Origin of the sequence: Nocardioides marmoriginsengisoli (assembly GCF_003725695.1) — a bacterium.
Lineage (GTDB): Bacteria > Actinomycetota > Actinomycetes > Propionibacteriales > Nocardioidaceae > Marmoricola > Marmoricola marmoriginsengisoli.
Genome location: NZ_RJSE01000007.1, coordinates 204,981 through 217,595, shown reverse-complemented (window position 1 = coordinate 217,595; position 12,615 = coordinate 204,981). Strand labels below are relative to the sequence as shown.

The window sequence follows — 12,615 nt, the reverse complement described above, 5'->3', positions numbered from 1 at the left end:
GCCTCTCCCGTACGCGTGCTCACCTGTCCGTGGCCCCTGCCATGATCTCCGCATGCCCTGCGAGATCACTGACTTCGTCGAGCTCGCCGAGCAGCTGCCCGAGGTCGGGCAGCGCGACTCCGGCAAGTGGGTCCGGTTCGGCGTGGCCGACCAGGCCTTCGGCTACCTGTGGCCGGCGACCAACACCGTCGGCCTCAAGCAGACCATCGCCGAGCAGCTGATGCTGGTGGCCGAGCGTCCGGAGGCGTTCGAGATCCAGTACACCTCGGGCGCGTTCGGCTGGGTCGTCGTCCACCTCGACCGGGTGGAGCGCGACGAGCTGGCCGAGCTCACCTTCGAGGCCTGGCGGCTGAGCGCACCCGAGCGCCTGGTGACGGCCCGCGCCGACGAGCTGCCGACGTAGCCGAACGGCCCGGCCCCGAACCGGAGTTCGAGACCGGGCCGCCGGATCGGCTACCTCTTCTTGATCAGCGTCACCGTCCTGGTCGCGGTCACGGTGCCGCCGTTGGCACCCTTGAACGTGACCTTGAAGGGGACCACCAGCTTGTGCCGCTTGGTGAGCGACTTCCGGTACGCAACCTTGGCCTTGAGCGGCACCTTCACGGTGGTCGCTCCCTTCGCCTTGACCGTCACCGGAACGACCCGGCCGCCGGCCAGGGTGATCGTCCCCGGCGTGTTGACGGTGACCGCGATGGTCGCCGTACCGGCCTTGGTGTTCTTCACGACCTTGCCGAGCGTCACCTTCGGGGCGATCGGGGGCACCGACGGCTTGGCCACCTTGATCGTCAGCCCGTCCGACGTCGTCGCCTGACCCGATGAATCGGTGACGACCGCGGTCAGGGTGACCGTCTTGCCGGCGTCGGCCGCGGCCGGCGTCCAGCTGAACCCGTACGGTGCCTCCGTGGACGTCCCGACGCTCGCGCCGTCGACCAGCAGGCTGGCCGCCTTCACCGCGAAGTCGTCATGACCGCTGACGAACGGGAACACCGTCTCGCCGACCTTGAGCGTCAGCCCGGTCCCCGGGTCGATCAGCGCCGCCGACGGCGACTCGTCCTCGACCGCGCCGACCCCGGTGGGCACACCCGCGGGGGGCGACGAGAGCCGACCTGCGGTGGTGACCGTCGCCGCGGGCGTGCTGTCCGGCCCGGAGATCGCCTCCGTCCCCGCGTTCGGGTCGGCCGGACCACCGGCCACCGGGTTGCCCTGACCGAGGAAGCTGCCGGTCAGCGCGAACGGGGCGCCCTGGCGGACCGCCGTGTTGTCGGCGTTCGCGTTGAAGGCCGCGAACCCGTTCCCGGTGACGATGTTGCCGCTCGCGGTCAGCGAACCGGGTGCCTCGATGCCGGCGTCGGCCAGCAGCAGGCCGTACGACTTGGACGGGTCGGGCTTGAAGTAGTTGCCGGTGATCCGGCTGCCCTTCACGAACCCGTCCGCGCCGCTGGCGTACTTGATGCCGGCCTGCGGGTACACGCTGTTCGGCTTGCCCCTGACCACGGTGCCGGTGACGTAGCCGTGCTGCTTGACGTTGGTCCGGACCACGTTGTCCGCACTCCCGTCAGCACCGCGGGCTCCGTCGAACAGGATCCCGCCGGACTGGTAGCCGGTGACCACGCTGTTCGCGACCGTCACCTCGTTCTCGACCGTGCCGGCACCCGCGCCGAGGATCATCCCGGTCTTGACGATGCCCCAGCCGTGCGGGTTCTCCGCGAGCTCGGCAGCCGAACCGGCGACCTTCATCGGGCCGACCACGCTCTCCGAGACCCGGCCCGCCGCGCCGAAGAAGGCGATGCCCGCCTCGGCGTACGTGCTGCCCGCGGTCACCGTGACCCCGGAGATGTCGACGAACATCTCGTTGGTGTCGGTGGATCCCAGGGACTGCCGGGAGACGGTGATCACGTTGCCGCCACCGTCGCGCAGGTACGGCTTGACCCCGGCCAGCGTGTCGAGGGACTGGTCCGGCTCGATGGTGACCTTGTCGGCACCGGCGCCCTTGATCTTGAGCGGCTTGGTGATGGTCAGGCCGTTCGTCGCTCCGGTCGCGACCGGGTTGCTCGCGTGGAAGACCGGCGTCGAGGACTCCTCGTACGTGCCGGCGCAGACCACGATCGTGTCCCACGGCGCGGCGTAGTCGACCGCCTCCTGGATGGAGGTGAAGTTGGCCGTCGGGCACTGCGCCTTGTCGTCGTCGACCAGCCAGCTCGTGTTCGAGTACTTGTCCGCGACGGCGTCGATCAGCGCCACCTTGCCGGCGCTGACGTCGTAGGACTCGAGCAGGTCGGCCGGGTCCGGACCGGTAGACGGCGGGCCGCTGCCGGCGCCGTCGGCCTGGTTGCCGTCCGAGAGCACCAGCGGGTCGGCCACGGCCGCCTCCTGGAAACGGACGTCCGCCAGCTGGATCGACCCGGTCTGCGGCGTGCCCTCGGCACCGAACCGCAGGGTCAGCTTGTCCAGCGAGGTGAGGTCGACGCCCTGGGTGGCGAACTCGGAGAGCGGCACCCGGATCTGGTCGAGCACGATGTGCGTGTTCGGGGTGTTGGTGCCGGTGGACATGTGCAGGGCGTTGCCCCAGCGCTCGTCACCGGCGTGGACGATTCCTTCGTTCCCCTTGGTGTCCTTCAGCGCGATGATGAAGTCCTGCGTGGTGGACGCGGGGTCGTACGACGTCGGCAGCTCGTTGGGCCACACGAAGTCGGGCGACGTACCGGTCCGGGTGTTGTCACCGCGGTTGTCGGCTCCCGGGTTGCGGAGGTCGAAGAAGTTCACGTCGGCCCCCATCGAGAGCGCCTTCAGGCCCGAGACGTCCTTCGACGCGGCCGGGATGTCGGCGGTCAGCTCCGCGTCCTTGTCCGCCTCCCACGCGAGCGCCAGCTGGCGGCCGTAGGAGTGGTTGACGGGAGCGTTCTCGCGAACGGCGTTCTGTCCGCCGAGGGCGGCCTTGGCCGGAAGCGGGCAGGCCTTGGCACCGGTCGGCTGGCTGCTCTTGCCGAGCTGGGCCGGCGCGAAGTCGTCCGGCTCCGGGTTGCACCAGTCGTAGCCGCCGGCCGTCTTCTTCGGCAGCGAGACCGCGCCGTTGTCGAGGTACGGGTAGGCGAAGCCGCTGCCGCTCAAGGTCCCGCCGAGGGCGTTGAGACCCAACGGGTTCTGCACCTCGGGACGGATCACGTCGACGCGCTCACCCTTGGCCGGGAAGTAGCTCGTGGAGACGTACTCCTTGCAGGCGATCCGGGTCCCGGACGTGCTGGTCGGGCACGCCGTCTCGGGGATCTGCAGGTGCGAGGCGGTGTCCGAGAGCTCACCGGTCAGGTACGGCTCGAACGCGCCCTCACCGCCGACGTAGCGCCGGAAGAACGCCGACATCGTGGCCAGGCCGATCTTCTCCTGGTCACCCATCCGCGCCGGGTCGCCGGAGATCTTGGTGTTCACCAGCGGGTTGAAGGTGTCGGAGTTGTCGATCTTGTAGTTCTTCGCGTCGTCGGTGTAGCTGGCCGCACCCGAGAGCCGCAGGTTGTTCGGGTGCACGTTGGTGGCCGCGAACGGTGCCGAGTTGCCGCAGGCGGCGTCGTTGTTGGACTGACCGTCCGCACCGCCGTCGGCGTACCAGACGGTGTTGTACCAGTTGTGGATCGCGCCCAGCTGGGACGACTGGATCCGCGGGAACGGGTCGTTCGGGTTGATGTACTGGCTGCGCTCGTAGAACCGCGCGCCCTGCAGGTTCGAGACGTCACCGTCGCAGAACGGCAGGATCGTCATGTACGGCGTCCCGTACGGCGCCTTCCGCTCGTAGTCGACCGGCGCCAGCGAGATCACGCCGCGCAACGGGTAGCGCGGGCCGTCGGTGCGCAGCCGGTTGTAGTCGATGAAGCTGGTCACCGCGTCACCGCCGCGGGAGTGCCCCATCAGGCCGATCCGGGTCAGGTCGAGCTTGCCGACCAGCGTCGTCCCGATGGTCGTGTTCGCGTCGACCGCGAGACCGCCGGGCGCGTTCGCCGCGCTGAGGGCGTCCAGGGCGGCGGCGATCAGCTTGCGGCGCTGGTGCATGCCCTTCCCCTTGTTGCCGTCCTGGCGCATCATCAGCTGGTCCTGGGAGAGCGAGAAGGTCGTGTAGCCCCACGTCGCCAGGTTCTCGCCGAGGTAGGCGTAGCCGGCCTCGTTGCGCTTGAACGCCGCGCAGGTCACGTTGGCGCTGTCCTGGCCGGAGTCGCAGGACCCGTGGTTCCCGTGGACGAGCACGATCAAGGGCGACGGCTCGGCCCGGTCACCCGGGTAGAAGAGTTGTCCGCGGATCTGGAGGTTCTCCGCGGCCTGCGCGGTCCCGGCCGTCGGTGCGGCTCCCGACGAGTTCGGCTCCTGGAGGGCGGCCAGGCCGAGCTTGGTCTCCTGGACCGTCACCGGCGTGTAGCTGCCGCGGGCCATCGGGTCGGGAAGAGCGGTGTCGGCCGCCTCCGGAGTCGCGATCGCGGCGACCGGCGTCAGGCCGGGGATGAGGAAGGCTGCCAACAAGGGAAGCGGCGCCAACAATGACCAGCGCTTAGCGGTTCGTACCTTCACCGGTACTCCTGTCTCTCTTCTGCCGGCCGGGATTCGACCAAGCCGGCTCAGATTAGAGACGCGCCATTACTGGAATGTTGCTCGACGATTGCCCCCGAGTACGGCGATTGAACGCCGTGTTACGGACCGCTCACACCCGGAAGCGGGGCCGGCCCCGGAACGCCCCGGACCCCGACTGCGACGACGCCGGCCGCACGACCGACTCCGTGAGGACGCCGACACCATCGCCCCCGGCGGACCCAGTCGGCGCGGTCGCGGCTGCAGCCGAGAGGATGGTGGGCATGACCACCACGACCGACGAGCCTCTGCTGGAACTGAGCCAGGTGAGCTTCCGGCGGGACGGCAAGGTGATCCTGGACGAGGTCTCGATGGCGGTCCGGCCCGGCGAGCAGTGGGCCCTGCTCGGCCCGAACGGTGCCGGGAAGAGCACCATCCTGAGCCTTTGCGGCGCGGTCAGCCATCCGACCTCCGGGACGGTGCGGGTGCTCGGCGAGACCCTCGGCCGCGTCGAGCTCCAGGCACTGCGCCGGCTGATCGGGCACGTGAACCCACGGCACCCGCTGGACTCGCCGCTCACCGTCCGCGAGGTGGTGCTGACCGGCTTCGCCGGCACCGTCGCGCTTCCGCCTCGCTGGCGGGCCAGCGAGGAGCAGGTCGCCAAGGCAGCGGTCCTGCTCGACCTGCTCGGCCTCGGCAGGATCGCCGAGGAGCGCTGGCCCACCCTCTCCCAGGGCGAGCGCGGCCGCGCGCTGATCGCCCGCGCCCTGGTCAACGACCCGCAGCTGCTGCTCCTCGACGAGCCGTCCACCGGCCTGGACCTGGCGGCGCGCGAACAGCTGTTGACCACCCTGGACGAACTCACCCGGATCCGGCCGCGGCTGGCGACCGTCGTGGTGACCCACCACCTCGAGGAGCTGCCGCGCACCACCAGCCACGCGCTGCTGATCGCCCGCGGCGCGGTGGTCGCCGCCGGGGAGATCGACCGCGCGATCACCACCGCCACCGTGAGCCGGGCCTTCGAGCTCCCGATCGAGGTCGAGCGGCAGGGCGGCCGGTGGAGCGCACGCGCGGTCACCGCCGACGTACGACGACCGGGACCGCCGGACGCCGGCGACTACGCCACCGCCGGCTGACGCGAACCCGAGAAGCAGGAAGCCCCAGGTCGGTGAACCGGCCCGGGGCTTTCGCGTTGGTGCGGCTGCAGGGATTCGAACCCCGAACCTTCTGATCCGTAGTCAGATGCTCTATCCGTTGAGCTACAGCCGCATGTCCTCCAGGCGACTGCGGGAGTCGGTCAAGAGGACTGGCATATGTTAGCCGAGTCTGGCGACGGGTTCGAATCGGGGCTTCCTGGTGATCCTTGATCGATCCAATAGGAACGCCACCGGCCCAGGGTTACATTCGATGCAGCCGTTCTCGATCGCCGTTTCCTCCGGCGTTCGCCTCGGCTTCAGAGATCGCTCCAACGGTGCGGCGATCGTGCATCAGCCCCCTGCACCACAGGGTCCTGCCAAGATCCGTCGATGCGCTCGACGGCCGGTCCGCCTTTCCCGGAAGGCGACCGCGATCGAAAGGAACACCTGCATGACTGCCGAGATCACGACCGCGCCGACCACCCACGAGGGCATCCTCGACTGGGTCGACGAAGTCGCCGCGATGACCCAGCCCGACGCCATCCACTGGTGCACCGGCTCCGACGACGAGTGGACCGAGCTCACCGACTTCCTGGTCGGCACCGGCACCTTCGTCAAGCTGGACGAGAGCAAGAAGCCGAACTCGTTCTACGCCGCCTCCGACCCCACCGACGTGGCGCGTGTCGAGGACAAGACGTTCATCTGCTCGGTGGACGAGAAGGACTGCGGGCCCACCAACAACTGGATGGACCCGAACGAGATGAAGACCCTCATGCGCGACCTCTACGCGGGGTGCATGAAGGGCCGGACGATGTACGTGATCCCGTTCGTGATGGGCCACCTGGAGGCCGACAAGCCGATGTTCGGCGTGGAGATCACCGACTCGGCGTACGTCGTCGCCTCGATGCGCGTGATGGCTCGGATGGGCACCAACGTGCTCCGCAAGATGGAGGAGACCGGTGCGGACTTCGTGCCCGCGCTGCACTCCGTCGGGCACCCGCTCGCCGAGGGCCAGGCCGACGTCGCCTGGCCGTGCAACGACACCAAGTACATCGTCCAGTTCCCCGAGGAGCGGATGATCTGGAGCTTCGGCTCGGGCTACGGCGGCAACGCCCTGCTCGGCAAGAAGTGCTACGCGCTGCGGATCGCGAGCGTGATGGCGCGCGACGAGGGCTGGATGGCCGAGCACATGCTGATCCTCAAGCTCACCTCGCCGGTCGGCGTCACCAAGTACGTCGCCGCCGCGTTCCCGTCCGCGTGCGGCAAGACCAACCTGGCGATGCTCTCCCCCACGATCCCGGGCTGGAAGGTCGAGGCCATCGGCGACGACATCGCCTGGATGCGGATCGGCGAGGACGGCCGGCTGTGGGCTGTCAACCCCGAGTACGGGTTCTTCGGTGTCGCGCCGGGCACCAACGAGCACACCAACCCGAACGCGATGAAGACCATCAACAAGGGCAACTCGGTCTTCACCAACGTCGCGCTCACCGAGGACGGCGACGTCTGGTGGGAGGGCCTGGAGAACCCGCCCGCGCGCGCGACCTCCTGGAAGGGCGAGCCCTGGACCCCGGAGTCCACCGAGCTCTCCAGCCACCCGAACAGCCGCTACTGCACCCCGATCAAGCAGTGCGACATGCTCGCCCCGGAGTACGACGACCCGCGCGGCGTCCCGATCGACGCGATCCTGTTCGGCGGCCGCCGCAAGACCACGATCCCGCTGGTCTCCGAGGCCCGGGACTGGACCCACGGCACCTTCCTCGGCGCGACGCTCTCCTCGGAGACCACCGCCGCCGCGGTCGGCGCGGTCGGTGTCGTCCGCCGCGACCCGATGGCGATGATCCCGTTCATCGGCTACAACGCCGGCGACTACTTCGGTCACTGGATCAACATGGGCAAGGACAACGACGCGTCCAAGATGCCCAAGATCTTCTACGTGAACTGGTTCCGGCTCGACGAGGACGGCAAGTTCCTGTGGCCGGGCTTCGGTGAGAACAGCCGGGTGCTCAAGTGGATCATCGAGCGCATCGACGGCCAGGCCGCCGCGGTCGAGACCCCGATCGGCCACGTCCCGGCGCCGGGCTCGTTCGACATCGACGGCCTGGACATGACCGAGGCTCAGCTCGAGCAGGCGCTGAAGGTCGACGTCGAGGAGTGGAAGGCCGAGATCCCGCAGATCACCGAGTGGTTCGAGAAGTTCGGCGACGACCTGCCGAGCGTGCTGTGGACCGAGCTCGACGGCCTCAAGGCCCGCCTGGGCCTCTAGGTCGCACGACCGAGCACCCGGAACGAGGGCGGCATCCCGGGGATGCCGCCCTCGTTTCCGTGTGGAACCGGGTCTTGTCCGGTTAGTCGATACCCACGCGTTGCAGGTTTGTGAATAATCGGACAGATGAGCGCTGAGTTCGATGCCCGCCACCGCGAGCTGTTGCAGAACGATGCAGGCGACCTCTACCAGAAGATCGTCGTCGAAGGCTCGATCGCGCGTGACGACCGGCGGATCGCCGAGGGCGCCGGTGACCACGACTCGTTCGCGTTCCTCCTCGACCTGGGCCTGCTCGCCCTGGACCCGTCGACCGACCGCTACCTCCCGGTCGACCCGGCGATCGTGCAGTCCCGCGTGGTCGCGCCGATGGGTCAGCGCGCCGCCGAGCTCCTGGCCGAGTCGACCGGCTGGGCGACCACCTTCGCCGAGCTGGGGCTGGCGTTCCGCCGTACCGCCCCCAGCGACCTGCCGATCGTCGAGCTCCGGGGGCTGCCGAACATCAACCGCTTCCTGACCGCCGCCGTCGGCGACGCCGAGGACGAGCTGCTCACCGCCCAGCCCGACGGCGCCCGCTCGCCGGAGATCCTGGACGTCGCCCTGGAGCGGGACAAGCGTGCGTTGAGCCGGGGCGTGCGGATGCGCACGCTCTACCAGCACTCGGCGCGGCGGAGCGTTGCCACCCGCGACTACGTGGACGCGGTCACCCGGTCGGGCGCCGAGGTCCGCACCCTGGACGAGTTCTTCAACCGGCTGATCGTGATCGACCGGAGGCTGGCGATCGTGCCCGGAGCGGTCGGCACCGATGTCGCCGTCGTGATCCACGACCCCGGCCTGGTCGCCTACCTCGCCGACATCTTCGAGCGGTTCTGGGAGCGGGCGCACGTCTTCACCGACCGCGAGTCGACCACCGAGCGCGAGATCGCCGACGACGTCCACAACATGACGGTGCGGATGCTGGTCGAGGGGCACAGCGACAACGCCAGCGCGAAGCGGGTGGGAGTCAGCACCCGGACCTACGCCGGGTACATCGCGTCCTTGAAGGCCGAGTACGGCGTCGAGACCCGGTTCCAGCTCGGGTACGCGATCGCGCAGCAGGAGATCCGCGAGAAGTCCCGCGCCAAGAACTCCCCCGACCACTGACGGCCGCACCCGCCTCCGGACATGACAAGAGCGGAGAGTGGGGGTGCTCTCCGCTCTTGGTCACGAGACGGGCCGAGAAGGCGTGACAAACGATCTGGGGGGTGACGTAAGTCCTCGTCTCGAGTCTTCAGTTGTGCGCCGGGTCAGCCCCAGCCGGTGTCCCATCGGAAGGTGGTGTATCCACCACCCTTGGTGCCGCCGTCGCCCTTCGGAATGCTCCAACTGGTGGTGGCGGTATCGGCGGTCGAGCTGTCATCAGCAGCATTCGCGGGGCCCGACATCCCTGCGAAGGCACTGGTGGTGAGGATCGCGGCCACCGCAAGGCGGGCGAGGTACTTCGGCTTTCTCATGGGTGGTGTCCTTCAATTGTGCCGGCCACTCGGGGGACGCAGCCGGATGTCCTTATCCTCCCTGTTCCGGGCTGGGCGGGGTAGTAGACCAGTTGCCTCATGAAGATGCACTGCACCTTCCTGCAAGTTCATGCAATCGGCGGGAAGCAGAGAACCCCGCTCAGACTCCTGGGCGGGGTTCTCGGTGCATCTGGCGGAGGCGGGGGGATTTGAACCCCCGACAGGGATTAACCTGAACCCGCTTAGCAGGCGGGCGCCATAAACCGGACTAGGCGACGCCTCCAGAACGCGAGGGACAGGTTACCCACCCGGGGACCGGCTGAGGAAATCGACCCCGGAATCAGGCGGGTCGCCGGCGGTTCGCGCCGCCGAGCCGGGCCCGGAGTTCATCGACGAACTCCTCGCGGTCGCCCTCGATCAGGTTTACCGGGATCGTCGTCGAGCGGCCGTCCCGGAGCCGGAGGAGCACGCACTCCTCCTCGTGCACGTACGTCGTCGCCAGGTCCTCGACCTCGACCCAGCGGGCGGTCGCCGTACCGACGCCGCGGACGAAGCGCACCTGGTAGCCGACCTCGTCCAGGCGGACGACGTACCAGCGCTTCCCGAGCAGGAAGCCAAGGGTGAAGATCCCGATCACGATCAGGATCACCAGCCCGCTGAGCACGTCGCCGGGCAGCGAGAAGGCCAGCACGACCACCGTCATCACCAGCAGGACGACGCCGATGACGGCGAGGAACGCCCCCATCAGGCGGGCCCGGAGTTGCGGGGCAAGCCCGTAGTCGCGCTGGGTCGAGGTGCTCATCCCCCGATTACATCGGGTCCGCGGCGCCGCTCGCCCACCGGGTCAGGACCTTGACTCTTCAATCACGTCCCAGGCCTTGTCTCCGGGTGTGCCCTGAGTCACACTCAAGACTCCCACTGTGCACGGACGATCCTCGTGGAGGTGGTGGCTCATGACGCTTGAGACCGCAATCGCAGACCTGCAGGGAACACTGCGGGCCAGCCGGAACGCGGCCAGCTGGCGGCTGATGGCACGACAACAGCTCGCCGCCGTCCGCGAAGCGCTGAGCGATGAACGCTTCGCCTCCTGGGACGGCTGGCTGGCCGCACGCAGCGGGGCCAGCGATCGCGAGCGCCAGCAGCTCATCGGGCGGATCACCGCGCTCGGGAACGGCCTGCTGGACCGGCTCGACACCGAACGGGTGGCGACCGAGGTGAAGCGACTGCTGCTCGACGTCGAGCACTACCGGCAGAAGGTCCACGACCTGGTCTACGACTCGGTGTCGATGGAGATCGGCGGCTCGGAGTAGGTCCGGCGCAGCACCCGGCCGTACCGGCCGGTGGCGTTCGCCTGCGCCGGCGACGCCAACCTTGACCGCCTTGACCGGGTTGATACCCTGGTCTCGAACCTTGACCACCTTGACCGGGTGCGTCGTGACGGCGAGAGAGGAGGTCAGCGATGAGCCAGTACGTCGTGTCGTTCCAGAACACGGGCCGGGCGACCGCGCGTCGCGCCACGACTCGGCGGTCCACCGCGGACAAGTACGCCGAGGAGGTCGTCGCCGACCTCCGGGAGACGCTGCGGCGGCGCATTGAGCGGATCGCCGCGACCGGTGCGACGCTGCCGTCCCCCGAGGCGCTCGCCGATCTGCTGGCCCAGACCCTCCCGGACGTGCCCGACGAGCTGGATCCGCACTTCGCGGACCTCGCGCCGTTCTACGCCTCCGACGGGGCGATCAGGCAGCTGGGCGGGATCAGCAAGCAGGCTCTCGCCGATCGCCGCCGATCCGAGACCGTCCTGGCGATGCGGTCGGGCGACGGCCCCTGGTTGTATCCCGCCTGGCAGTTCACCGGCGACGGTCGTATCCACCCCGCGCTCGCACCGGTGCTCAAGGCCCTGCGCGGATCGGACGGCTGGGTGGCTGGTGTCTGGCTGACCTCGGAGCACCCGGACCTGGACGGCCGGTCACCCCGTACGGCGCTCCGCGAGGGCACCGACCCGCACACGGTCGCCGCGCTGGCGGCGCACGACATGGCGGCGTTGGCGGCTTGACCGGCTCGGTGACCGCACGAGCCGACCGCGGCGACACGCACCACGAGCAGCCACTCGACCCGTCGGGGCTCGCCGGGTTCCCGGCTCGTCGGATCAGCGGGACCTGGTACCGATGCCACGCCGACCGCGGCGGAGCGGACCACGGATGCTGGTACTTCTCGTCCGCCGGCGATCCCCCGGCGGCGTTCGGGCGCTTCGACCTGCCCGCGCCGCGCGGGACCTGCTACGTCGCGAACACCCGGGAGGCGGCCGTGCGGGAGCGACTGGGGACCCAGGTCGTGAAGCGTGCGGGGCGGATGTCGGTGCTCGAGGCGGTGCTGACGACCCAGGATGGGCCGGTTGTGGTCACCGAGGCCGGAGTGAGCACGACGCGATCCGCGAACCTCCCGGTCAAGGCGGCCGACCGCTGGATCACCCGGTCGCTCTGGTCCGGGACCGGGATCTACTCGATCACCCAGGACTGGGCGGCGGCTTTCGACCGGGCCGGCTTCGACAGCATCGTCTACCCGCCGCGCTTCACCCTCGGGCGCAGCGCCCGCTCGCTGGCGGTGTTCGGGCCGAGCGGGGTGCCGTCGAGGCGCCGGCCCGCGGGAGCGTCCGTCCCCGTGACCGAGGTGCTCGCGGCCGCGCGGATCGAGGTCGTGCGACCGCCGGTGAGCGCGGCGTCGTCGACACTGCGCGCGACCGCGCCGCCACCGGCTCTCTAGGGGTTCAACAGCAGCCGCCTACCCGACCATCCGCAGAGGGGGAGGGATTCGAACCCCCGGTAGGTTTCCCTACGATCGCTTTCAAGGCGATTCCGATCGGCCGCTCCGGCACCCCTCCAGGTGAACGGGCCAGGCCCGTTGCCGGGGTCGAGTCTAGAGCCTCAGTGCTCCAGAACGGCCAGGACGTCGCCCTCCTGGATGACGTCGCCCGGGACCACCCGGACCTCGCGGACGACACCGGCCGCCTCGGCGAGCACCGGGATCTCCATCTTCATCGACTCCAGCAGCATCACCGTGCCGCCGGCTTCGACGCTGTCCCCGGGGGACACGGCGATCGACAGCACGCTGGCGACCATCTCGGCGAGGATCTCGGTGGTCGTCACAGCCATGCTCCTGACCTTAGCCGTCGCGTCCGGTTACC

The 12,615-nt window shown here is 69.3% G+C and carries 11 protein-coding genes and 3 tRNA genes; 7 read left to right on the top strand and 7 right to left on the bottom strand.

Translation table 11 applies throughout. The features are described from left to right. Window positions 1–52 precede the first annotated feature (52 nt). Entirely contained in the window at window positions 53–403 is a 351-nt protein-coding gene (locus EFK50_RS09710; RefSeq protein ID WP_123227379.1) for an MmcQ/YjbR family DNA-binding protein, read from the top strand. Window positions 404–453: 50 nt separating this feature from the next. Here EFK50_RS09710 and EFK50_RS09705 read toward each other — a convergent pair whose 3' ends face one another. Then, window positions 454–4,497, bottom strand: coding sequence for an Ig-like domain-containing protein (locus EFK50_RS09705; RefSeq protein ID WP_221177343.1), 4,044 nt, complete (start codon window positions 4,495–4,497; stop codon window positions 454–456). 332 nt (window positions 4,498–4,829) lie between these two features. Between EFK50_RS09705 and EFK50_RS09700 the strand changes: the two genes are divergently transcribed. Then, entirely contained in the window at window positions 4,830–5,681 is an 852-nt protein-coding gene (locus tag EFK50_RS09700; RefSeq protein WP_123227378.1) for an ABC transporter ATP-binding protein, read from the top strand. 57 nt (window positions 5,682–5,738) lie between these two features. On the opposite strand, the gene EFK50_RS09695 is transcribed toward EFK50_RS09700, so the two are convergent. Continuing rightward, a tRNA-Arg gene (locus EFK50_RS09695) sits at window positions 5,739–5,814 on the bottom strand. Window positions 5,815–6,132: 318 nt separating this feature from the next. On the opposite strand from EFK50_RS09695, the gene EFK50_RS09690 reads away from it, so the two are divergent. Together EFK50_RS09690 and EFK50_RS09685 are read left to right on the top strand one after the other, a co-directional pair. Then, window positions 6,133–7,944: a phosphoenolpyruvate carboxykinase (GTP) gene (locus EFK50_RS09690; protein ID WP_123227377.1), complete on the top strand. Its 1,812-nt coding sequence runs from the start codon at window positions 6,133–6,135 to the stop codon at window positions 7,942–7,944. A 126-nt stretch (window positions 7,945–8,070) separates the two neighbouring features. Further along, window positions 8,071–9,084, top strand: coding sequence for a phospholipase D-like domain-containing protein (locus EFK50_RS09685; RefSeq protein WP_123227376.1), 1,014 nt, complete (start codon window positions 8,071–8,073; stop codon window positions 9,082–9,084). 143 nt (window positions 9,085–9,227) lie between these two features. Here EFK50_RS09685 and EFK50_RS09680 read toward each other — a convergent pair whose 3' ends face one another. The 3 genes from EFK50_RS09680 to EFK50_RS09670 all read right to left on the bottom strand — a co-directional run bounded on the left by EFK50_RS09680 (window position 9,228) and on the right by EFK50_RS09670 (window position 10,236). Next, entirely contained in the window at window positions 9,228–9,434 is a 207-nt protein-coding gene (locus tag EFK50_RS09680) for a hypothetical protein (RefSeq protein ID WP_123227375.1), read from the bottom strand. Window positions 9,435–9,625: 191 nt separating this feature from the next. Then, window positions 9,626–9,717 (bottom strand) — tRNA-Ser (locus EFK50_RS09675). A gap of 57 nt (window positions 9,718–9,774) precedes the next feature. After that, complete coding sequence (locus EFK50_RS09670; protein ID WP_123227374.1) at window positions 9,775–10,236, bottom strand: hypothetical protein; 462 nt, start codon at window positions 10,234–10,236, stop codon at window positions 9,775–9,777. A 151-nt stretch (window positions 10,237–10,387) separates the two neighbouring features. Here EFK50_RS09670 and EFK50_RS09665 point away from each other — a divergent pair, with 151 nt between their 5' ends. The 3 genes from EFK50_RS09665 (at window position 10,388) to EFK50_RS09660 (ending at window position 12,194) form a co-directional block, all read left to right on the top strand. After that, the gene (locus tag EFK50_RS09665; RefSeq protein WP_123227373.1) at window positions 10,388–10,744 is read left to right on the top strand and encodes a hypothetical protein; all 357 of its coding nucleotides are present in this window, start codon (window positions 10,388–10,390) and stop codon (window positions 10,742–10,744) included. A 149-nt stretch (window positions 10,745–10,893) separates the two neighbouring features. Beyond that, window positions 10,894–11,487 carry a hypothetical protein gene (locus EFK50_RS22165; RefSeq protein WP_183407752.1) on the top strand — a complete coding sequence of 198 codons (594 nt, stop codon included), beginning with the start codon at window positions 10,894–10,896 and terminating at the stop codon, window positions 11,485–11,487. 8 nt (window positions 11,488–11,495) lie between these two features. Continuing rightward, on the top strand, window positions 11,496–12,194 hold the full coding sequence (locus tag EFK50_RS09660) for an RES domain-containing protein (protein WP_183407751.1): 699 nt from the start codon (window positions 11,496–11,498) through the stop codon (window positions 12,192–12,194). A 33-nt stretch (window positions 12,195–12,227) separates the two neighbouring features. On the opposite strand, the gene EFK50_RS09655 is transcribed toward EFK50_RS09660, so the two are convergent. Both EFK50_RS09655 and EFK50_RS09650 read right to left on the bottom strand, forming a co-directional pair. Continuing rightward, window positions 12,228–12,312 (bottom strand) — tRNA-Ser (locus tag EFK50_RS09655). A gap of 43 nt (window positions 12,313–12,355) precedes the next feature. After that, window positions 12,356–12,583: a biotin/lipoyl-binding carrier protein gene (locus EFK50_RS09650; RefSeq protein WP_123227371.1), complete on the bottom strand. Its 228-nt coding sequence runs from the start codon at window positions 12,581–12,583 to the stop codon at window positions 12,356–12,358. Window positions 12,584–12,615: the final 32 nt, after the last annotated feature.